Genomic DNA, 23,584 nt, shown 5'->3' with positions numbered 1-23,584 from the left:
ACAGAAAGAGATGAAACAATATGACAATTTTAAAATCGGCATATTCAGTATCTTACTGTCTATTGGTACTGTAGGAACTGTGTTTGGTCAACAAGACCCTCAATATACTCAATATATGTATAATCATGCTAATATTAACCCTGCCTATGCAGGAAGTTTAGAGTCGTTAAATATTTATGGACAATATAGAGCACAATGGGTGAGCCTTGATGGAGCACCCAAAACTGCAACTATGTCTGTTACATCAGCGATAGGAGATACTGGACTTGGTATAGGAGCTCATTTTTACAATGATAGATTAGGAGCAATGACAACAAATAATTTTGCAATTGATATTTCATATTCAGTTGATTTGAACGTAGATTATAAGTTGGCATTTGGGGTAAAAGGATCCGGTAATTTATTAGATGTAGATTATAGTAAACTGAATATCTATAACCCTTCAGATCCAGTAACACAGCAAAATATTGAGAATAAATTTACTCCAAATATAGGTGCTGGACTTTTTCTGTATTCTGAAAAAGCTTACGTAGGTGTTTCAGTTCCAAATTTTTTGACAATGACGCGCTATGATGATAATTTGGTAAAGACGATGAGACAAAAAATGCATTATTATTTTACAGCAGGATATGTATTTGATGTTAATGAGTCTTTAAAACTAAAACCGAGTGTACTTATTAAAGCAGTTGAAGGAGCACCATTACAAGTTGATTTATCAGCTAATATGTTGTTCAAAGAGAAGTTTACCTTAGGTGTAGCTTATAGATGGGACGCATCAGTTAGTGCATTAGCTGGTTTCCAAATTACAAAAGGACTATTTATAGGGTATAACTATGATATGGATACTACAAAACTCAGCAATTATAGTAGTGGATCACATGAGGTTTTTATGAGATTTCAATTGTTTAATTTACCTAATCGCACGAAAGCGCCAAGGTTCTTTTAAAGGTAATTATGATGAACAAAAAACTACTTAATATTGGTTTGTTTATTGTCTTTCTTATTGTAAATCCATATGTCTTTTTTGGACAGATTAAACAAGACAGAAAAGGGAATAAACAATTTGATAACTATGCTTATAGTGATGCTATAGAGACATATATGAAAATTGTGAAAAATGGAAAGGCAACTTCTCAAACCTACGCAAAGTTAGGAGATGCCTACTATTTTAATGCAAAACTGCCTGAAGCGAATCAGTGGTATGACGAATTGTTTAAGTCAAATAACAAGGATGAAATTGATGGACCGTATTACTTTAGATATACTCAAACTTTAAAAGCAGTAGGAAAAACTGAAGAGGCAGAGGAAATTATGCAGTTTTGGCTAAATAATTACGCTACAGAAAAGCAAAGAAGCTATTATCAAGAGCAAGCCACTCAAAAAATTAGTCTTCTTGAGAAAAATAAACAAGTGAAGCTTAGTATAGTAGATTTTAATAGTGATTTCTCTGATTATGGAGCTTTTGGAACTAATGCAGGTGTTATTTTTACCTCATCAAGGTCATCGGAAAGTAAGGGAAATAAACTTGATAGATGGACAAGAGAACCTTTTACAAGTCTGTTTGAAGTAGGGACAATGGCAAATGGAGAAGTTGAGGCTGTAGACTTAGAACCAGCGTTGAAATTGGTAAATCAGTCAACTGTTGCAATTTCTAAAGATGGAAATACTATGTTTTTTACGAGTAATAACTTTAATCGTAAAGGAAAGAGGCGATATAATAAGAAAGGTACTTCCTTGTTAAAAATTTTCAAAGCGTCAAAGTTAGCAAATGGCACTTGGGGAAATATGATAGAATTGTCTATAAACTCAGATAATTTTAATACAGCTCACCCAAGCTTATCTCCAGATGAGAAATTTTTATATTTTTCTTCAGATAGACCTGGAGGATTTGGAGAATCAGATTTATACAAAGTAGAATTGCAGGATTTAACTCCAGTAAATCAAGTTGTGAATCTCGGAGAAGGAATTAATACAAGTGAGAGAGAAACATTCCCATTTATAACAGACGATGCCTTATATTTTTCATCAGATGGCCGAATTGGTTTTGGTGGTTTAGATATTTTTGAGGTGGATATCTTAAGTAATGGTGCACTGGGTGAAGTTAAGAATTTAGGAGAAAAATTTAATAGTGCATTCGACGATTTCGCATTTTTTAAATTGAATAAAACTACTGGATACATTAGTTCAAATCGACCTAATGATAAGTTTAAATCGGATAATATATATATATATTCGCTTTGTATTACTGAATTGTTAGGGCAAGTTAAGAATGAACAAACACTTGAAGGTATAAGTAAAAGTACAATCAAAATAAAGGGAGAAGAACAAGAATTTAAATTACTGACAGATGGAGTAGGTAACTTTTATACAGACAATTTATTATGTGGTGAAGAGTATGATATTTTAGTCGAATCAGAAGGGTATGAACCTAAAAATGTGTTACTAAAGTTTAATGAATATTCAAGTATTGTTAAGCAAGACTTCTTACTTAAACAGATAAATAATGATAAGTGGAAAGACATTATAATTGATCCGATCTATTTTAATTTTGATAAAGCATTTATACGCTCTGAGTCTATAGCAACTTTAAACAAGATTCTACAAGTATTAGATACTTACAAAGACGTTACAATAGAGATTCGTTCGCATACTGATAGTCGTGGTACTCAAGCTTACAATTTAAACTTATCAAGTAAAAGGGCTTTGGAAACAGCCAATTGGTTAATTACAAACGGAGTTGATAAAAAGCGTGTTACCTATAAAGGAGTAGGAGAGTCTGAACTTCTTAATGAATGCAGAGATAATGTTCCATGTTCAAATGAAAAACATGCAATTAATAGACGAAGTGAATTTAAGATTATAAAATAGTAATAAACAACAGCCAATAATATCCCCATTTCTTAGCTGCAAGTATATTTTAATAAAAATCACTAAGAAAGAGAAAGAGTGCAAAAGGCACTCTTTCTTATTTTGAATATGTTTTTTTTAAATACAATGCTTCAGAGCGATTGTTTATTTCAAGCTTTGTATAAAGATTTTTGACATGATACTTGACTGTACTAACAGATATGAAAAGTTTTTCAGAGATTTGGATATTGCTCATTCCTTCCCATAAACAGGTTAGAACTTCTGTTTCTCTATTTGTTAGATTATATTTTATTTTGAGGGAATCTAATGGACTTATTTGTTTTTTATTTTTTATTTCTTCAGATTTTCTATCAAGTACAATTAAGTAATTATCAATTTCTTCTCTATAAATTTGATTTAAATCTTGAAGGTCTTTTACTCTATAAATAATTGCAAAAGTTATAATTATAGTTTCTAAAGCACTTACAAAACGGAAAGTATTAATATTAAAATAACTAAACTGTTCCATATTTATATTCATAAACAAAACAAATCCAATTGCAAAAAGAATCATAACTCCAAAAGAAATTAATAAAAAACGCGCATATATATTTTTTTTAATTAGCGTTGCTGCAAGTATAAGACAGAAAAACGGACTTATGAAGCTTAGAATAGTAATTAAGTCAAGTACAAATTGATGCGGGAAAAAAGTGAATATTAGTGATGCTAAAAAAGTAATAGAGAATAGTGAAATAAAGATGACTTTATATTGTTTGAAATATTTTTTACTATCTAAAAAATGAACTGTAAAAAGACAAGCTAATAGAGAAGTAATTGGAACATTCCAAGCTAATAAATATTTCATTTGGAATTGGCCATTAGAAATATAATATATCATTCCATCTTCATAAAATAATGAGACAAAGATGCAAAATTGTAGAGCTGTATAGCTAAGAAATCGTTTATCTCTAAAAATAAAATAGAAAATAAAGTTTATAATAATTGAAAGTGTTGCTATACCATAGTAATAACCGATGTACAACAATTGCTTTGCTTCGTATGCAGCAAAAAGACTCCGTTCTGTGGCAATTACTTTTAAATTTTCAATAGTATTTTGATGGAGATTTAAGTAATATGTTTGATTATCAGTAATTATATAATACTGTGCATATCTGCTTCTAACAAGATTGTCTCTACTATTTAAGTTTGGCTCAATATAGTGTAAATCATTTCTATTATAGATATACATATCGTAAGAAAAGATATGGGCATTAGGAATTTGAAAAATAATAGGTGCGTATATATTTTCCTTTTCAAACTTACCTTTGATCCAAGTATTATTCAGCGAGTCAATGGCTATCATTAAATTAGTTGAGCCATTAAGAGGACGATAAGTTAAAGATTCTATTTGTTGTTGAAGATTAGTTGATATTTTTGCTTCACTATAAGTAAACTGAGTTAATATTACAATAAACAAAATAGAGTTCATTAACTTTTTTAAATTAATAAGCTTCATTTATAAGGTGTTAGAGTCAGGTGTTCAAATGTAATATTTAATTATAAAGTTTGATGTTTTTTATCTTAAAAGTTTAATATTCAGTTATTTAACGTTTTGTATTGGTGTAATTGTGATAATAGATACTTAAAATTCTTTTTTTTGTATAAATAACTACCTTATATCTTTTTTTATATTTAAAATAATGATATTACTGAATTTGGTTTTTGGGTATTTTTGCTCTTGCGGTAAATAATAAGTGTTAAAAATGTGTATTCAGATTATTTTTTATGTAAAAAAGTCTGCTTTTATTGTGTCATGATAGGGTAGTAATTTAAGGTAATTAGTTTTTCAAAAGAGTAGCAAAAAATTAAAATAAAGATGTATTGCATAGGATAATATATTTTAAATACAAATGGGTTATCGCCTGTTTTTGGAATAAAAAAAGCATTCTTAATTTATTAAGAATGCTATAGCATAGTGGGAGGCATTATCCTGTCCCTCTATAAGACAAAGATAATATAATTTTTATCTTGTCTTAAGTGATTGTGAGTTACCCCAAAACCAAGCCTAACTACTTTCAATAGTTAGGCTTGGTTTTATAATCTACTAATATTTATGCTTTTTCGATTGTTTTCTTTTGTTATGTCCAGGAGCATACTCTTTAGCTGATTTTGTTCCCGTTACTTTTTTTACTTGTCCAGGAGGCATACCTTGATTTCCATTTGATTTTACTTTTCCGTGTTGATGTTTGTGGTTCTTATGTGATTTAACCTGTACTGAACATGACGCAAGTAACAGTGTAGTTAGAAGTGTAATACTGATTTTATTTATTACTTTCATAGCTATTTTATTTATGTTTAAGAATATAAGAATGACGCATTTTTATTAGGGTATCTCATATATAGAAACAAAAGTAAGTAAATTTTAAATCTGTAACTTGAAAATATGTAAAACAACAGAGTAGGGTATTTAAGTTGAAAAGCTACTTATAGTATAGGTTATTTAAATTAGGTGATTAATTGTTTAAAACAGAGGTGAGTAGCTTGATTAGTAGTCTATCTGTAATAGCTACAACTCTCGGCGACTCCACAAATTATAATATACCTTCTTAAGGTATATAGTAAAGACATAATGCAAATAAGTTTTTAAAAGTATCGGATAAAAAATAGAATCTATACAAAAACTATACAAAAAAGTATGGTTAAAAAAATAACCCCTTGATTATCAAGGGGTTGTTTTTTTTCTGTGGAGTCGCCGAGAATCGAACTCGGGTCCAAACAAGCAATCAGGAAGCTTTCTACACGCTTAGTTCCTTATTAAATTTTCGATTGTGAGCTTGGCAAGAAACAGCCACTCACAACTTAGTCTCTAAGATGTCAACCTATGTACGAGACGCTCGTAGGTCTAGGTTTACTTTACGGTTCCTCTGGACAAAGCGCCATAAACCAAGGCTCTTAAGAGGAATCTAGCTCTCCCACCTGGTGGGAACTAAAGGCAAATCTTACTATAATTCAGATTAAGCAGCTAAAGCGTAATTATTTTCGCCGTTTAAAAAGTTCGTTACATGATATTTACGAGCTACATAACAACGCTCGACGTGCTTACTAACTAATTCCACTCGCTGTCAATACCGATCGACCCCATTGTTTACTTAGTTTAGTAACTTGTTGCAAAAGTACAACAATATTTGTTTTCTTCAAAAGATTCTTAATAATGTTTTAACTATTGTCATTTTCTTTCTACTTTTTTGTACAAGTCAGAAATAATTCTATATTTGAATTTCTAACCCAAAACCAAACAAATAAACTATAACTAACCAAACTATTTATTATGAAAATAGGAATTATTAAAGAACGGAAAAACCCTCCGGATAAGAGAGTTGTGCTTTGTCCTAATCAAGTAAAAAAGGCTTTAGATCGCTATAAAGACCTCACTATTAAGATAGAACGCTCCGATATCAGAGTTTTTTCTGACCAACAGTACGAGGCTTGTGGCTTTGAATTATCAGACGATATGTCTGATTGTGATTTGCTGTTAGGGGTAAAAGAAATTCCAGTTGACGCACTCATTCCAAATAAAACTTATGTCTTTTTTTCGCATACAATAAAAAAACAAGAACATAACCGTGAGCTTTTAAAAGCTTGCATTGAGAAGAACATTACATTAATGGATCACGAGACATTTGTAGACGGGAAGAACACGAGAATTATAGGATTCGGTAGATATGCCGGAATCGTTGGTGCCTATAACACACTAAGAGGATTTGGATTAAAATACGAATTATTTAATCTTGCTAAAGCGGAGACGTTATTGCATAAAGAAGATTTGATATTTCGTCTTAAAAAACAATTCTTTCCTCCGATTAAAATTGTATTGACAGGACAAGGAAAAGTAGCAAAAGGTGTTATGGAAATCCTTGACGGAATGAAGATGAAGAAGGTTTCTGTGGAACACTTCTTAACACAGAAATACGATAGACCTGTGTATACGCAAATTGGTGTAACAGACTATTACAAGAGAATAGATGGTACAGAAGGTAGTAAACAAGATTTTTACGACAATCCGGAGTTGTACACGAGTGATTTTGAGAAGTTTTCTCAAGTTGCTGATATTCTTATGACTGGGCATTTTCACAAAACAGGATCTCCTGTGATTTTGACAAAAGAAATGCTTAACTCTCCTAAAAATCAGATTAAACTTATTGGTGATATTTCTTGTGATGTAGACCAAGGACCGATTGAATCTACTTTGAGAGCATCTACGATTGCTGAACCTTTTTATGGGTATCATCCAAGACAAGGTGAAGAGGTGGAGTTTGACCATCCTGCAGCAATAACTGTAATGGCAATTGATAACTTGCCTACAGAGCTTCCTAAAGACGCAAGCGAAGGCTTTGGTGAAGTATTTGTTGAAGAGATTATGCCAGCTTTTTTTAATGGAGATAAAGACCAAGTATTAAAAAGAGCAACGATTGTAAAGGACAAAAAACTTACAGAACGTTTTGACTACCTACAAGATTATGTAGATGGTAAAGAGTAATAAAAAAATCCTTCCATTATGGAAGGATTTTTTTTCTTAAGGACATCAATCTATTAGGGTCCTCCATTTTCTTTTGTTCAGCTATACTCGCTGTAATTTTAAATATCTTTTCTGACAAATTAGAAAGCCAAATCAACTGTTCAATTACCAAGATAGATTCTTCCATCAGATTCTGAATTTGTTTATCATCTGAATAGGACTTCTTCAATTCATATTCACGTAAATTTTTTAAGTAAGTAACACTAACATTAAAGTTTTCAGGTCTTTCAATAATATTAATTTCCTTATTAGTATTAGCATCACTTAACAAGTCTATTGTCTGTTTTAAATTATTGTCGATGTAGTCCATTACGATATTAAATGCTTCAGAAGCTTTGGTAGTCGTACGCGATTGCACGTAAATACCTATTGATGCCGCAGTAGATAAGAAAGTGTGGTTTAATACAGCCAACTCATATAATTCAGTTCTAAATTTTTGTTTAGACTTTGGTTCTTGAATCATACGTTGAAACGATGCCATTAAGTTTCCTATCTCAATAAATGCGTATTTTCTCGCTATTTTATAAGGTAATGTTACCTCTCCCTTTTCATTATAATAAAGTGTAATTTCTTTCACATACTCTCTATTAGCTTGAAGCGATTTAGACAGATGCGTATTAATGTTTAAGAACTCCCAAGATGGCCACAATAAATAGTTAGCTCCAAAGGCAAGCAAAGCACCGATTAAGGTATCAATCACCCTAAAAATAAGCAAGTCCATGAAATTCGGCGTTAATATTCCGTAAATCAAGACAACATACATTGTAATGAAAGTAACTCCAACTTTGTAATCGGTATGTGAAAACCAGTAGCCAATAATCATTGTAATTACTGTTATATAAGCAATGACAGTTACATTATCAATCACGTATAACAATCCAAAAGCCAATAAACCACCAAGTACAGTACCGATAACACGCTCAAAAGAACGCTGTTTCGTCAGTCCAAAACCAGGGCGCATAATTACCACAATAGTCAGTAAAATCCAATAACCATTTAGTAAGTTAAAGATATTACTGATTATTAATCCCACTAAAATTGTGATTGTTAAACGTGTAGCATGTCTAAAGATAGTAGAGGTAAAGTTCAAGTTCTCTCTAAGTGTTTCCCAGCGATAGTGAACCGGCGTAAGGAACTTTTCTAAATCTTTAAACTTATTTTCTACATCCATTGAGAATGCCTTTTCAGTAAGCGTTTTTTCAAGAGTATGAATTTTGATGATCTGGTTTTCAGCATAGTGTAAAACGTTTGAAAACATCAAAACAGCCTCCATCATATCAGAAGAATTATCACTTTTGACAAACTCACTTAATTTAGCTTGTAAGTTAGTAAACTCAGAAGTTAAATCGTGCTTTGGGGTGTATTTACCCCCCATATTCAATGTAGTACCAATAACCTCAATTGTGTCAGCGAAGTGGTAAGCTAACTGCTGATAATCAGTTATAATATCAAGGCGTTCTTCAAAAAGCTTATGTAATTTTTTATGTTCAAAAGAAGTAGAAACAGCAATTTCTAAAATTTCCACTAAAGAAGAAAAAGCAACTAACAGACGCCTGTTATTTGAGGAGTTACCTGTATTAGCTTTGTTTCGTACCAAATATTCACGTAAGTTTTCATGTACCTCATTTAGTTGAACCTGAATATTAAGTTGTTCCTCAGTTATTTTTTCAGTATTTGCCTCCTTGTCCCAAAGTTTTGCTCTGTGTTTAAGGTAATCTGCCGTTAGCTCCATACATTCAGAAGTCTGTAACACAGCATACCTACGTGGTCTTGCATAATAGAAAATAACAGCTACAACCAAGTAGAGTAATCCCCCTAAGAGCAACATCAAACAATGCATCCATAAAGCAGTTCCCGTATAATCGTGTGCTAATCCTAAACTGGCTGCTAATAATCCGGTAAATGATAACATATTTGCCCTGTGTCCATAGACAGAAATCATACTTAGGGAGAACAAAATAAAAACGAAAATGGGGTAAAAATACCAGTGTCCGTGCGTTAAAGACAGCGTAAGAGTAACCGCTGGTACAGTAAACGCACCAACAAGAAGTCCGACAGTTTTGTCTTTTATATTACTGGGTATATCCACGGGGGCGGTAAGCATAGCTCCAATGGCAGCTGCAAATGCCCAGTTAAACTCCTTATAAGGCATTAGAATAAGGAAAGGGACAACAGCCGATATTGTAATTTTTAGGGAATCGCCAAGGTGGGAATTATCTGTGAATTTTCTCGCTTTGCTTAGCATAGATTTAGTTTCCTATTGGTTAATTAGGTTAGAATTCTTTTCAGAAAGCAAGATAATACAAATTAGAGGCCAAAAATAATTTGTTATGTTATTTATTCGTTTATTTTTAAGTAATTTTGCGCTTTAGAATTTTTAGGACACAGATAAAAAATAATTAAGTAATATGATATTATCAATAGTTGGATATGGAGATCCTGTTTTAAGAAAAGTAGGAGAAGACATTTCTAAAGATTATCCAAACTTACCAGAATTAATAAGCAACATGTATGAAACAATGTATTCAGCACATGGAGTTGGACTTGCTGCACCACAAGTAGGTTTACCAATTAGATTATTTGTAGTAGATGCAGCACCATTTGCAGAAATGGAAGACAATACAGAAGAGGAAATAGCGTTCTTGACTACATTCAAGAAAACTTTTATCAACGCTAAGATTCTTAAAGAAGAAGGAGAAGAGTGGACGTTTAATGAAGGATGTTTAAGTATTCCAGATGTACACGAGCCAGTTAAAAGAAAAGAAAAGATCACAATTGAATACTACGACGAGAATTTTGAGAAACACGTAGAAGAGTTTGACGGATTAGCAGCAAGAGTTATTCAACACGAGTATGATCACATTGAGGGGGTTTTATTTACAGATAAAATACCATCATTAAAAAAGAAACTTATTTCTAAGAAACTTAACAATATTTTGGAAGGTAAGATATTTACTGACTACAAAATGAAGTTTACAAAGAAAAAAGGTAGATAAAAAATTGTAAATTAATAACTATTTAAGATATTTGCGACTCTTAAAGTAAAATTTAGAAAAAAATGAGTTTAGAAAAAGTTTTAGCTATTTCAGGAAAACCAGGATTATATGAGTTATTAGTACAAACTCGTACAGGATTTGTTGCTGAATCATTGGCAGATGGAAAGAAAAGTACTGTGGGATTGAGAAACAATGTTAGTTTGCTTTCTGAAATTTCTATTTATACTTACAATGATGAAGTAAAGTTATTTGAGGTATTTAGAAATATTGCAGCAAAAGAAAACAATGGAGAGGCTATTTCTCACAAGGAAGATAATCCTACATTAGTAGCTTACTTCAGAGAAGTATTACCAGAATTTGACGAAGACAGAGTATATGTTTCTGATATCAAAAAAGTATTAAACTGGTATAACATTCTTCAAAAAAGAGGAATTATTGCTGATGCATTTACTGAAGCAGAAAAAGTAGAAGAAGCAAAATAATTTTTGCCTTTGAACAAAATAAAAAAATGGATTACTATGTATAGTAGTCCATTTTTTTTGTTTATTAAAATCTATTTTAATTTGATTTGATGTATCTTTATAGATGTAATCTTCTTGTTTTTAAATCATTAAGTAGATTTTAAAATAGTTGTAATAAATATTTGATAGAAATATTTATTTAATGACGTATTGCGTTTTATTAATAAATAGTATTCGCAATTAGTTTATTTCTTTCTTTCTCTTTTCCTATCTGTAAAAGAGGTTAGCATTAGTGTTTTTAAGGGTGTAATAGGTGATTTATGTAGCATTTGTTCGGAAAACGGTCCTTTTTTCCGAAGGTGACTCGCACCGTTCCCGAACCGTTCCCGAACAAAGTCACTTATAAACTTATGAAATTCTATTGATTATTTGTAAAAAAAGAGGCTAACTTAAAATATGGTTAGCCTCTTTTACTCATTTAATAATTCTCATTACATGTAGTATTTACTACTATCGTGTGGAGCATCAAATGATTTGTCCCAATCATCATAAGCTTCTTCTTCTGTAATATTGAACTCTCTTGCAATATCTTTGATAAATTTATCTACTTCAGCATCTGAACCTCCTGGGTGTTCTGTATAGATTTTTACAGGAATTTTAATGTTTAAATCTTGTGTTCCAAGAATTCTTTTACTTGGTTTGTCAAACGGATAAGGATTACCATTGTCATCTAATTTAGTTCCTTTAACAACATGTACCAATAAAATATTCAAATCAAAAGTCTTATACTTATCTGTAATATAAAAATAACCTTTAAGCCCTATAGGATCATTTTTTGGGCGTAATTTGGCATTCGGTGAAATATAGAACATTTGATCTTCTGGTTCTGTATCTCTATATGAGTATTTAAATATATCTAAATGATTTCCAAGATCTTTATTTGTCAATAAATCTTTAACATTTTTATTTAAAAAGAAATGTTGGTGTATTGGAGCCATTTCTGCACTTGTAAACTCACTATTCATACGCTCTCCATTTTTATTGTAATAAGTAATTTCTAATCCATAGTGTACATCTTTGATAAAACGGATTGGCTCTGTTGTAGACGGCACAACATTTCCTTTCTCATCAACTTCAAATGAAATTTCTTGTTTAGATACAAAATATTTTGTTTCTGGATTTATTGGATCTCCATGAAACAATGATCCGTGTAAATGACCTTTTGTAAATGTGAAAGTTACTTTACCCCATTCTTCGTGACCTTTATCCACTGTTTCATCTACTGGTGGTGCAGGTGATACACTGTCTTTAGAACAGCCGACCAAAGTGGTTAATGAAATAAAAGCTAATAGAATAAGTAGCGTTTGGTAAAAAGATTTAAGTTTCATAAAATAAAATATTTAATTAATAATTGATTGTGATTTTTTAATAAATACTCCTCCTAAAATAACAAGAGGAGGAAAAGGGGACTTAGTACTATTTAATCGTTTTTGAGGTATTCTCTATGTCTTGCTCCCCATTGAGCAAGCTTCTCAAGAAGTGGAATTAAGTTGATACAATGTTCTGTTAAGTGGTAAACAATATATTTATCTACTTTTTTCTTTTTTATTAAAAGGTTGTCTTCTAAGTGTTTTAGTTCTTTTGAAAGTGACTTATCAGATATCTTTTCTACACTATAGAGAATTTCTTTATATCTCATCGGTTTTTTTAAAAGTTGTAGTATTATTTTCACACTCCATCTACCTGATAAAACATAGAGGGAGTCTTCAATACTTCTTTGTTTATTTATGTCCATTTGGAGAGTTTCCATTTGTTATTGTTTTTACAAAAGCTTAAAAATTATAAACTATATTTAACCTAATATCTCTTCCTTTAGCATGAATGAAATATCGATGATAATCCATATAATCTTTATATTCTGTATTTAATACGTTATCTATACGCAGTATTACGCTTAGCGTTTGATTAGATATCTTGAAATTTAATCGCCCTATTAAATTGTATAGTGATGAAGCGGCAGGAGTATCTTTTGAAAGTTCATAATCTTCACTAAATTTTTTCTTTTTAGCAGTATATTGATGCTCCAATCCTATTTGATATTTTTCATTAGGCCAAGTATAATCTATCGTTGTTGTTCCTTTTAAAGGCGAAATATTAGGCAAATACTTATGTCCTTCCGCAGTTGCACGAATAGCAGACCATTGTGTTTTTAGAAAAACTCTATCTGTAATAGGTCGCTCAAATCCCCAGTCAATCCCCATAAGAACAGCCCTACTTTGTTGAAAATTAAATATAACAGCTGGTCCTGAAAACAGTTGTTTATAGGTTTGGGTAGGTACAGTATAGATAAAATTGTCGAAGTGATGGTAAAAAGCATTTACTTGAAATTTTGATTTACCCACATAGTAGGTAAGGTGGTTAAACCACTTTATTCCAACTTCTGGTTTTATGTTTTTATCTCCTATAAAAAAAATAGGTAACCCGTGTTGTTTTCCATTTACAAATAACTCGTAAGGTTCAGGAACTTTATTACCATAACTAATAGCGCTCGAAAAACTCCCATTTTTAAAATTGTATTTACCTCCTATTTGAGAAGACCAATTATTATATTGTTTCGCTTGTCCATATGCAATGCCTAAAAAGTTTATTCCCAATGCATTCATATATGTTTGATCATATCTTATCCCATAATCGATGTACCAATTCTTTATTGTAGACCCTCCCAATAAGAATGCTGATTTGGTTTGGAAATCATAATTTGGTATAGCAGGCACAACCCCTGTACCTGGTTGATTAAAGTTTTCTTTACGTCTATAAGCAAGTCCAATTTCACCTTTCCAATTATTTTTAGTGTACTTTAAAGACAACTCAGCGAAATGAGATTGTAAATCAGTATCCTGACTTGGAATTGTTGTACGATCCATACGTCTAACCTCATACTCTTGTCTATGGTTTTTTTGGAAAGCATAGATTGCATTAATAGACATTGACTTTTGAAGTTTCCATTGTGCTTTACTTAATAAAAGTTGATGTTTTATATGCTGATAAGGTGCTTGAATAGCATAACTAAAAGGGATTGTTTTTGCAGGTCTCCCTAATGCTATAATCTCTTCTAATTCTTCAATATTACCTGATAGAGCACCATAGAAACTTCCTTTTCTTTGATTTTGGTTTAAGTACAAGAATTGAACATCAAACGGAATAGAGGAGTAGTTAATTTCTGTGTAAAAGTCTTTATCACGAACTCCTGTATTACCAATGTTGTATTTAGAGGTATGATAATCACCCTCTTTACTCCACGAAAATTGCGTTCTAAAACTTAAAGAAGGTAGTTTTTTAACACGCTTTTCTACTAATAAATGTTGTTTAATTCCTCTTGTATTAGATAAAAATGCGGTGCTATAAGCTCCTTTAAAATCAACAGAATCTTGTATTTTGGGGTTGTCAATTTTTATTACCCCTCCTAAAGCATTTGCTCCATAACGCACAGTTTCTGCACTGCGTTCAAGTTTTATATTTTTACTAAAAAACGTATTAATTTCTGGACCGTGTTGATCCGCCCAATCTTGATTTTCTAAGCGAACTCCATAAGTTAAGTAAAGAACACGCGAACTGCCTAAACCATCAATGATAGGTTTAGCTACATTACCTGTTCGTCTAACTGAAACGCCTGCTGTATTAGAAAAAAGATCTGCAATATTATCGCCTAATTTACTTTCTTTAAATTGCTGTGTTATAGGTGTACTTTCTCTAACCGATTGATTTTTAATCGGTTTAATGGTAATCAATAATTCGTCAATAAAATTTTTATTTAAAAGTGTATCAGTTTGACCATAAGAAAAGTTACAAACACAAAAATTTACCAAAGCGACTAATAAAAATCCTTTGTACATATTTGTATTATTAATTTGACAGATTTAAAACGGTTTATTGTTGATAAAACAATAAAAGTTTGCCTTAATTTCTATTAAATTAATACAGGTGGAGGTCTTGATGTAAATAAATGGTAGTAATTACTACTATTAACTTTGACTAATAAGAAATAATCTTTCTTAAAATTTGAAACTATGTTAGTAGTAATATTTTTATAAATAACTGAAGTAGTATAAACTTTTGTAAAACTAAAATACTCACAATCACATTTATGTGCTTTGTCAATCGCACTTTTTACATGTGTGCAACTTTCATAATCGCTTAAGTCACTATTTGATTGTTGAACTAATTCTGATTGAGTGAATAATTTATCTTGATGATATAAAGCATGCACCATCCCTTGCATTACCTCGAGTAAGGTAATGGATGCTATTATACCTATAAATAGGTAAGAATATAATATGTAGTGCTTATGCTTCAAGTTTATAATTTAATTCAGGGCAAAAATAAAGTTTTTAGTGAAAAAAGGAAATAGCCCTTTAAACAAAGTAAAAGCAATGTTTGTTTAAAAATCTGATATACAGTATTATAGTATGGTGGTTAACTATCCTAAAAGTTAGTAGAAACTGCATATTTTGCACAAGTTTTATTGTTTCTGCGTTTATAATTAAAACTTTGCGAATTATTTTGCTCACCTTTTTAAATAGGTTTAACAGTTGAGAAGGTTGCTTATTGTTTTATCTTTATAGCTTGAAAACAGTTATATTATGCATAGTAGAAAAGAACAATTAGCGTCTTTAGATAGATTATTAACAATCTTAGACGAATTACGTGTAAAGTGTCCTTGGGACAAAAAACAAACATTTGATTCGCTTAAAAACCTGACAATTGAAGAAGTATATGAGTTAGTAGATAGTATTACTGAAGGGGATACGGATGAAATGAAAAAGGAATTAGGAGATGTGTTGATGCATATATTCTTCTATGCTAAAATAGGTGATGAGAAAGAGTTATTTGACATTAAAGATGTTGCTGATAGTATTTCAGATAAGCTTATTTTTAGACACCCACATATTTATGGTGATGTAGAAGTAAGTTCTGAAGAAGAAGTAAAACAGAATTGGGAGAAATTAAAATTAAAAGAAGGAAATAAGTCTGTTTTGGCAGGAGTTCCAAAAGGATTGCCGGCTTTGATTAAAGCCCACCGCATTCAAGAAAAAGCAAGTGGAATTGGGTTTGATTGGAGTGATAAAGTTGATGTTTGGAATAAAGTTGAAGAGGAAATAGCGGAGTTTAAAATAGAGGAAAAAGCACAAGATAAAGCGAAGATGGAAGATGAATTTGGAGATATTTTATTCTCTTTGATTAACTATGCCCGTTTTATCGGTATCGACGCTGAAAAGGCATTGACATCGTCTAACAATAAATTTATAGGAAGATTTACAAAAGTTGAGGAATTAGTTAAAGCAGACGGTAAAGAGATTTCAAGCTTAACAGAGAAAGAATTAGATGCATATTGGGTGATTTCTAAAAACATAAAAAAGTGATTTATAATTACATATAATTGTCATTTATTTTTTATGTTTTGGAATATAAATTAAGTTAATACATGTATCTTTGTTAATAAAATTATGTTATTTTTTAAATTTTAAAACATGGTGTGATGAAGGAGAAAGTACTGGTTTTTATCTGTTTTTTACTGCAAAGCGTAATGCTTTTTGCACAAGGTAATGTGTCACCTCTTAATAATTCAATAAAGTCTACTAGTATATTGGATATGCTTGATCACAATGCTGAGTTACAAAAACGATTGATAGAAGAGATTATTATAGAAAGGAATTTACCAAGGAACTATATAACTAATAAAGGTGATTTTGTTGAAATTGTAGGTATTAATGGAAAAAGAGATCCTATTTATTATACTACTTTTAATCAAAGTGCTGCTTTTGTAGCTAATATTTTACCTCTTCAGAATAATGCAAGTGGCTTAGATTTGAGAGGTCAAGGAATGGTAGTAGGTGTTTTTGATGCAACTGTAGTTAACAATTACCATCAAGAGTTTCTGGGTAATACTAAATTAAAAATTATGTCTGAGTCTTATAGTAAGGACGCTTCTTTTTCAGAAAAGAGAAAAAGTCAAATTGCTCAGCAACATACAACACATGTTGGAGGAACATTAATTGCAAAAGGTATTGATAAGAAAGCACAAGGATTAATTCCTTTAGCTACTTTATTATCTTTTGATTGGAAGCGAGATGTAAGGGATATGTATTATGCCGCTATTTCTGATATGTTAGTTTCAAATCATTCATATGGAATAAGTGTAATAAATATAGATGGAAGTTTAGCGATTAATCCGAATTTAGTAGGAGCTTATGAAGGTAAATCTGCTGATTTTGATTATGTTACTAATTCAATAAATGTTTTTCAACCAGTAGTTTCTGTCGGTAATTACCAAGAATATGCAAAATTGTTTCATCCAAACGGTAAAGGGTTTAGTAATATAGTTGGTTTAGCTAACTCAAAAAATGCTGTAGCTGTTGGAGCTATAATGGATAATAGTTCGGCTAATAATATTGAAAGTCTAAAGATAGCTAATTTTAGTAGTGCTGGGCCAACTAGTGATTTTCGTTTAAAACCTGATGTAGTAGCGAAGGGAAACGTTTATTCTTCTATCAATGACTTCTTGAGAAATGAAGATTATGAGTTAAAAACAGATTTATACTCTGTCAAATCAGGTACTTCTATGGCTTCTCCTGTAGTAACAAGTGTACTTACAATGTGGCAACAATGGGCTAAAGTTAATTTTGGTGGTGCCTTGTGGTCTTCTTCATTAAGAGCTCTTTTAGTTCAATCAGCACTGGCTAACGAAGAGATGAAATCTTATAATTTTAAAACGAATAAGAATCATTTGTATGGACCTAACGTTTTTTATGGTTGGGGATTAGTAGATGCTAAAAAAGGAGTGAAGCTACTAGAGCAAACTTTAGATGGAAGAACTTATTTGATTGAAGGTTTAATTGAAAATAGACAAGCTAAAAAATATATATTCTATAATGGACATAATGAAAATAGTTTAGCAATTACTTTAGCTTGGACAGATCCACCAGGAGAATATGATTATAATAAAATTTATGAAGGTATTGTTAGTAAAGCTCTCGTAAATGATCTTGATGTTAGAATTAAAGTAGGGGGTAATGTGTATTTACCATTCGCTATAAATAAAGATATGAATAATCCTATTGCAATTATAAATGATAATGATGTCGACAATATGGAACGTATTATAATTGAAGATTTACCTAAAGGAGATGTTGAAGTAATGATAAGTCATAAGGGAAATTTACTAAATAATAATCAAGAGTTTACTTTGCTACTTTCAACACAGAAGAGTTTAGTGTTAAAATATATAGATAATGGTAAAGAGGATGTTTTTAAAAAACCATTGGATAAATTATTAATGTCAAGTAAAGATGAAATTATTAAGTTCTGGCCTAATCCAGCAACTAATAATGTAAACATTTTATACGATCCAATGTTACTGATTTATGATATTAAGATTTTTAATTATTCTGGACAACAAATAAAGTCTTTTAGAGATTTTTCTGAAATAACGCTTGATGTCAGCGAATTAGATACAGGGTTGTATATTATAAAAGTTACTACAAGTGAAGGAACCAGTGAGTTTAAACTGATTAAGAAATAAAATAGTACTGCATGACTAGTCCTAAAATAGATTAACAAGTTTTTAAACAATACATCCACAGGTTTGTCAGAACATAAATAATATTTTAAAGCCCTAAAATTAATCATTTTAGATTTGCCTCAAAAAGTGTCTAACTTTTTGGGACAAATCTACTTTCGCTTTTTTAAAAGTTGATTACTTCTTTTTCTCTTTTGTTTTTACAGCTTCATTTGTCTTATCAGCTGTAGTATCATTTTCTTTGTGAAATCCTTCCATTAGCTTCATAAACGACTCTTGTTGGTTGCGCATATCTTCTTGCATTGACTTCATTAGCTCCATCATATCATTTGCAAAGAAACTCTCGCTTTCTTGTTCCTGTAGCATACTTCCAAACGGGTTTTGCATAAAAGCAGCTTGTGAGCCAAACGAACTTGTTGGATTGATTCCTCCTATTTCTAAAAACTTTTCTCCATTATCTTTGTGGTGAATAATAACTGAAAATGGATTAATTCCCATTGAATTGTATTCTGATTTAGATTGAGAAGAACCTCTTTCGTCTTTGAATTGAGTTTTAATAGCAATCATTTCCCCTTTATTATTTCGCTTTATGCCTGAGAAAACGAGGTTTGCTATCTTTTCATCATTAACTTCTTTTTTTATTTGCTCTAATTCACTATCTTTAGTATTCTTATTAATCTGATACTCGATAGTAGTATTCTTAACTTTAAAATCCTTTTGCTCTTGGGCGTTCACTACAGTAAGACCTAAGAGAGTAAAAGCAAATAAAAATGAAAGTTTTAAGTATTTACTTAAATTGTGGTAAGTGTTAAACCATTTTTCCATAATACCTTGTTTTTATTAGTGATTATAATTTATAAGTTTATCAGCTAATTTAATTATTATAGTTTTAAAATAATTATAAAAGCTGGCTATTGAGTGTTAAAATAAATATTGAGTATGAAAGAAAATTTGATAAAAGATAGTGTAATAATACAAACAGAATCTACTAAGATATTGTCTGATTATACCTATCCAGCAAGTGAAGATAAGTTGCCTTTAGTAATATTTTGTCACGGTTACAAAGGGTTTAAAGATTGGGGAGCTTGGCATATTGCTATGGATTATATTGCTAATTCTGGTTGTTTTGTAGTGAAGTTCAACTTTACATTAAACGGCACAACAATCGATAACCCTACTGAATTTGACGATTTAGAGGCCTTTGGACGCAATACCTATACACAAGAACAAAACGATCTTACAGAGGTTATAAATCACTATAAGAACTTACCTCAAGTAGATGCTTCAAATGTCTATTTAATAGGACACAGTAGAGGTGGAGGTGCTGTTGTTTTACAAGGCTATCATAATGCAGACGTCAAAGGGGTAATTACTTGGGCAGGTGTATCTGACTTTAGAAAACGCTTTCCACGCGGTGCTCGTTTTGAAGAATGGAAAGAACAAGGTGTTTTTTACAGCGAAAATGGGCGTACTAAACAGCAAATGCCTCATTATTTTACCTTTTGGGAGGATTATGAGGAAAATGAAAAGGTCTTAAACGTACAAACAGCAGCACAGCACTTAAAGAAGCCTACGCTAATTGTACAAGGAACAGATGATCCGGCTGTAAATTTGAAAGAAGCACAATTGTTGCATCAATGGATTTCGAGTTCACTCTTAGATGTAATTGACGGTGCAGATCACGTATTTGGTGCTAAACACCCTTATACAGAAAAGAAATTGCCAAAGCACTTACAACAAGTAGCAGAGGATACAGCTAAGTTTATTCAAGAAACGAAGAACAATTAATCTGGTATATAAAACAAAAAGGGGTTATTTTACAGTGTAAAATAACCCCTTTTTCTATAGGTATTACTATTTTTAGTTTTCGCTTTTACCACAGTAGTAACATTTTCTCGCTTCTAAAAGTAATTGGAATTGTACCCCAAACAAAACAGATGCTATTACTAAGTGTGCTGCTTGTGATCCAAATGGGAAGTGTACGTAGTACATTAGAACTCCTGTAAACACTTCTAAGATTAATAAAATCATTACCCATTTCATTTTCTCAAATCCTAATCCTAATTTTCTATTGATATAGAATAGATACATATTTAAGAATAGAACGATGAAAGAGAAACTTCTGTGAATGTAGAACTCAATCGTTGGATTGTTTAACCATAAGTATTCATTTCCAATTCCAGCTTTCACTTGCTCATCAATAAATTCTCTTACTTGTGTTCCAAGAATTACCTGTCCTAAAGTCATAATTAACGAGATAACTAATAGTACTCTAAACTTACCATCGTATTGTTTAATTACTGTTTGGTCTTTGGCTGCTCTAATAATAGCAATAATTAAAGCTACAATTACTAAAGCCATCACCATATGCGTTGTAATCTTGAATGGATTAAGCACTGAATAAACAACCGTTGCACCTAACCAAGCTTGGAATCCCATTAAGAACACCACTAACCAAGAAGCTAAAGTAATGCCTTTGCGTGTTTTCCAAAAAGAGAAAGAAGCGATAGCCATAACTAAACAAGCTAAACCTGCTAAAGCACCACATAATCTATTAACATATTCTGTCCACGTGTGCTTAGCATTAAATTCGGCATAATCGTGGCGTGTATATTTCTCCCAATGACTTTCATCGTAGCTATCTGTTGTTGTAAACGTTTCTTTCGCTTTCCACAAACTGCTCTCGTGAATAATCATTTGCCCTTTTTCAAAATCGTGGTTAGGGTGCCATTGAATTACTTCAATATCCGTTGGTGGAATGTAGTAACCAAAACACTTTGGCCAATCTGGACATCCCATACCAGAACCAGTCATCCTTACAGCAGCTCCTGCAAAAATTACCAAGTAAACTAATATTAGGGAAGTCTTAGCTAAGGGTAAAAAATAGCTTTTCATATTATTTTGTAAATTATTTATTGACAACGTTTAATCCCATTTTAGTAGCTTTCTTTAGCATATAATCATAAGCAGCATCGTACTCATTCGGTATAACACCTTCTAAAATAGCTTCCTTAATAGACTCTTTCAAAGAACCAATCTCTCTACACGGTTTTAAACCAAAGATCTCCATAATCTCTTCTCCTGTAATAGGTGGTTGGAAGTTACGCACGTGGTCGCGCTCTTCAACCTCTACAATCTTATCTCTTACAATTTTGAAGTTATTGTGGTATTTTTTGAACTTGTTAGGGTTTTTAGTCGTAATATCTGCTTCACACAATGTCATTAAGTCTTCCACATTTTCTCCAGCGTCAAAAACTAAACGACGTACAGCAGAATCCGTTACTTCTTTTTGAGCTAAGACAATCGGTCTTGAACTCATAGCCACCATTTTCTGTACAAACTTCATCTTTTGGTTTAATGGCATATGTAAACGTGTAAATATCGTTTTGACCATTTTACCCCCTAAAAATTCGTGTCCGTGGAAAGTCCATCCATTCTTTTTAGAAAAGCGTTTTGTAGGTGCTTTTCCAATATCGTGTAAAAGAGCAGACCATCTCAACCACAAATCGTCTGTATTAGGACAGATATTATCAACTACCTCAAGAGAGTGGTAGAAGTTGTTTTTATGTGTATGACCTTCAATTTCTTCTACTTGATTTAACGCTGTTAATTCAGGTAAGATTAAATCTAAAAGTCCTGTTTTATAAAGCAATAAAAATCCTTTAGAAGGTTTATCCGCCATTAATATTTTATTCAACTCATCTACAATACGTTCACCAGAAATAATTTCTAAGCGCTTGTGATTTGCTGTAATCGATTCAAATGATTTCTCTTCAATGATAAAGTCTAACTGTGTAGCAAAGCGAATAGCACGCATCATTCTCAAAGGATCATCAGAATAAGTAATATCTGGATCAAGAGGAGTACGTATAATTTTATTCGCTAAATCTTCAACCCCATTAAAAGGATCTACAAGCGCACCAAAGTTGTCTTTATTTAAAGAAAGAGCCAAGGCGTTAATCGTAAAATCACGTCTATTTTGGTCGTCTTCTAAAGTACCATCTTCCACAACCGGTTTACGGCTATCAAAGTGATATGACTCTTTTCGCGCACCTACAAATTCTACGTCAATATCTTCATAGCGAAGCATTGCAGTACCGTAATTTTTAAATACTTGAACTTTTGGTTTGTTTGGTAAAAGCTGTGAAACTTTCAGCGCTAATTCAATTCCACTGCCAACAGCAACAATGTCAATATCTTTTTTAGAATCACGTTTTAATAAAAAGTCTCTTACAAAGCCACCAATAACGTAGCAATCGACATTTAATTCTTGGGCTGCTGTTGAAACATAATCAAATATCGAATGTGTTAAGGCTTCTTTATATATAGGGGTCTCGTTCATGGTAAAATGAAAACTATTATTATTTTCTAATAATAGTAACTTGGTTGTTTTCTTTTAGTTTAATAATTGTTGAAGGCTTTACATACTTCATTTCGTCGCGGCGCAAATTTACGACATAATCAACTCCGTCAATTATCTCTTTTGAAATTTCCTTGAAATTACTTGGTGATGGCTCTCCACTTATATTAGCAGAAGTAGAAACTAAAGGACGTTTCATACGTTCGATTAATCTAAAACAGAAAGGTTCGTTTACAATGCGAATTCCCAATGAATTATCGCTTGAAACAACTTCTTTCGCTACATTCTTAGGATTGTCAAGAATCAATGTTGTTGGTTTTTCACTACAATCAAGAATTTCCCAAGCTACCTCAGGAACATTGTGAAATATGTTGTGAAATAAACGGTCTCCGTTTACTAATACAATCATACTTTTTGATTCTGCACGCTTCTTAAGTGCATATATTTTTTTAACAGCCTCAGGGTTACTGGCATCACATCCAATTCCCCAAACAGTATCTGTAGGGTAAAGAATTATACCGCCGTTTTTAATTACTTCGTAAGCTTTATGTACTTCTTGTTGGATATCTTCCATTGTGTTTTGTATTGTTAAAAAGGCATTCGTAAATGCGAGGCTAAAAGTACAAAAAATATAAAATACTATAAGACCATAATCTATATTAAAGTCGATAAACAAAGGAAAAAGCTAAGAATTATGTTATATTTAAGAATTCGTGATTAATTTTACTTTAAATTTAAGACCGAGTTATTAAGCAAGAATTAATTTTG

18 protein-coding genes and 1 other RNA gene are annotated in these 23,584 nt (G+C 31.5%); 8 read left to right on the top strand and 11 right to left on the bottom strand.

Features of this window, described 5'->3' with window-relative positions; translation table 11 throughout:
- Positions 1-10: 10 nt before the first annotated feature.
- A complete protein-coding gene (locus BLT46_RS07330; protein ID WP_090408485.1) occupies positions 11-946 on the top strand; it encodes a PorP/SprF family type IX secretion system membrane protein in 936 nt (311 codons plus the stop codon).
- A gap of 8 nt (positions 947-954) precedes the next feature.
- On the top strand, positions 955-2,868 hold the full coding sequence (locus tag BLT46_RS07325) for an OmpA family protein (RefSeq protein ID WP_090408482.1): 1,914 nt from the start codon (positions 955-957) through the stop codon (positions 2,866-2,868).
- Positions 2,869-2,965: 97 nt separating this feature from the next.
- Here the strand turns inward: BLT46_RS07325 and BLT46_RS07320 are convergent, their stop codons facing one another.
- From BLT46_RS07320 to ssrA, 3 genes are all read right to left on the bottom strand, one after another.
- Positions 2,966-4,363 carry a LuxR C-terminal-related transcriptional regulator gene (locus BLT46_RS07320; RefSeq protein ID WP_090408479.1) on the bottom strand — a complete coding sequence of 466 codons (1,398 nt, stop codon included), beginning with the start codon at positions 4,361-4,363 and terminating at the stop codon, positions 2,966-2,968.
- Between the two features lie 588 nt (positions 4,364-4,951).
- Complete coding sequence (locus BLT46_RS07315) at positions 4,952-5,185, bottom strand: hypothetical protein (protein ID WP_090408473.1); 234 nt, start codon at positions 5,183-5,185, stop codon at positions 4,952-4,954.
- 403 nt (positions 5,186-5,588) lie between these two features.
- Positions 5,589-5,987: a transfer-messenger RNA gene (ssrA, locus tag BLT46_RS07310) on the bottom strand.
- A gap of 188 nt (positions 5,988-6,175) precedes the next feature.
- Here ssrA and BLT46_RS07305 point away from each other — a divergent pair.
- Positions 6,176-7,384 carry an NAD(P)-dependent oxidoreductase gene (locus tag BLT46_RS07305; RefSeq protein ID WP_090408469.1) on the top strand — a complete coding sequence of 403 codons (1,209 nt, stop codon included), beginning with the start codon at positions 6,176-6,178 and terminating at the stop codon, positions 7,382-7,384.
- Between the two features lie 16 nt (positions 7,385-7,400).
- Here BLT46_RS07305 and BLT46_RS07300 read toward each other — a convergent pair whose 3' ends face one another.
- Entirely contained in the window at positions 7,401-9,668 is a 2,268-nt protein-coding gene (locus BLT46_RS07300) for an FUSC family protein (RefSeq protein ID WP_090408466.1), read from the bottom strand.
- Positions 9,669-9,831: 163 nt separating this feature from the next.
- Between BLT46_RS07300 and def the strand changes: the two genes are divergently transcribed.
- Both def and BLT46_RS07290 read left to right on the top strand, forming a co-directional pair.
- Positions 9,832-10,419 carry a peptide deformylase gene (gene def / locus BLT46_RS07295; protein WP_090408463.1) on the top strand — a complete coding sequence of 196 codons (588 nt, stop codon included), beginning with the start codon at positions 9,832-9,834 and terminating at the stop codon, positions 10,417-10,419.
- 62 nt (positions 10,420-10,481) lie between these two features.
- Positions 10,482-10,901 (top strand): DUF5606 family protein, encoded by a 420-nt coding sequence (locus BLT46_RS07290; protein WP_090408460.1) that lies wholly within the window; start codon positions 10,482-10,484, stop codon positions 10,899-10,901.
- A gap of 470 nt (positions 10,902-11,371) precedes the next feature.
- On the opposite strand, the gene BLT46_RS07285 is transcribed toward BLT46_RS07290, so the two are convergent.
- From BLT46_RS07285 to BLT46_RS07275, 3 genes are all read right to left on the bottom strand, one after another.
- Positions 11,372-12,268, bottom strand: coding sequence for a hypothetical protein (locus BLT46_RS07285; protein ID WP_090408457.1), 897 nt, complete (start codon positions 12,266-12,268; stop codon positions 11,372-11,374).
- A gap of 92 nt (positions 12,269-12,360) precedes the next feature.
- A complete protein-coding gene (locus tag BLT46_RS07280) occupies positions 12,361-12,690 on the bottom strand; it encodes a winged helix-turn-helix transcriptional regulator (protein WP_090408454.1) in 330 nt (109 codons plus the stop codon).
- Positions 12,691-12,712: 22 nt separating this feature from the next.
- On the bottom strand, positions 12,713-14,773 hold the full coding sequence (locus BLT46_RS07275; protein ID WP_090408451.1) for a TonB-dependent receptor: 2,061 nt from the start codon (positions 14,771-14,773) through the stop codon (positions 12,713-12,715).
- A 747-nt stretch (positions 14,774-15,520) separates the two neighbouring features.
- Between BLT46_RS07275 and mazG the strand changes: the two genes are divergently transcribed.
- Both mazG and BLT46_RS07260 read left to right on the top strand, forming a co-directional pair.
- A complete protein-coding gene (gene mazG / locus BLT46_RS07265) occupies positions 15,521-16,300 on the top strand; it encodes a nucleoside triphosphate pyrophosphohydrolase (RefSeq protein WP_090408445.1) in 780 nt (259 codons plus the stop codon).
- Positions 16,301-16,416: 116 nt separating this feature from the next.
- Positions 16,417-18,459, top strand: a complete 2,043-nt coding sequence (locus BLT46_RS07260; protein ID WP_090408442.1) for a S8 family peptidase — start codon at positions 16,417-16,419, stop codon at positions 18,457-18,459.
- Between the two features lie 174 nt (positions 18,460-18,633).
- Here BLT46_RS07260 and BLT46_RS07255 read toward each other — a convergent pair whose 3' ends face one another.
- On the bottom strand, positions 18,634-19,281 hold the full coding sequence (locus tag BLT46_RS07255) for a hypothetical protein (protein ID WP_090408439.1): 648 nt from the start codon (positions 19,279-19,281) through the stop codon (positions 18,634-18,636).
- Between the two features lie 114 nt (positions 19,282-19,395).
- Here BLT46_RS07255 and BLT46_RS07250 point away from each other — a divergent pair, with 114 nt between their 5' ends.
- Positions 19,396-20,244, top strand: a complete 849-nt coding sequence (locus tag BLT46_RS07250) for an alpha/beta hydrolase family protein (protein ID WP_090408436.1) — start codon at positions 19,396-19,398, stop codon at positions 20,242-20,244.
- A gap of 72 nt (positions 20,245-20,316) precedes the next feature.
- On the opposite strand, the gene BLT46_RS07245 is transcribed toward BLT46_RS07250, so the two are convergent.
- From BLT46_RS07245 to BLT46_RS07235, 3 genes are read right to left on the bottom strand one after another with little or no spacing between them, the layout of a single operon-like run.
- On the bottom strand, positions 20,317-21,351 hold the full coding sequence (locus BLT46_RS07245; RefSeq protein WP_090408433.1) for a COX15/CtaA family protein: 1,035 nt from the start codon (positions 21,349-21,351) through the stop codon (positions 20,317-20,319).
- Positions 21,352-21,364: 13 nt separating this feature from the next.
- A complete protein-coding gene (locus BLT46_RS07240; RefSeq protein WP_090408430.1) occupies positions 21,365-22,798 on the bottom strand; it encodes a CCA tRNA nucleotidyltransferase in 1,434 nt (477 codons plus the stop codon).
- A gap of 19 nt (positions 22,799-22,817) precedes the next feature.
- Entirely contained in the window at positions 22,818-23,390 is a 573-nt protein-coding gene (locus BLT46_RS07235; protein WP_090408427.1) for an L-threonylcarbamoyladenylate synthase, read from the bottom strand.
- Positions 23,391-23,584 lie beyond the last annotated feature (194 nt).

This window comes from Myroides phaeus (assembly GCF_900099675.1).
Lineage (GTDB): Bacteria > Bacteroidota > Bacteroidia > Flavobacteriales > Flavobacteriaceae > Flavobacterium > Flavobacterium phaeum.
This window is presented reverse-complemented; position numbering and strand designations above follow the sequence as displayed.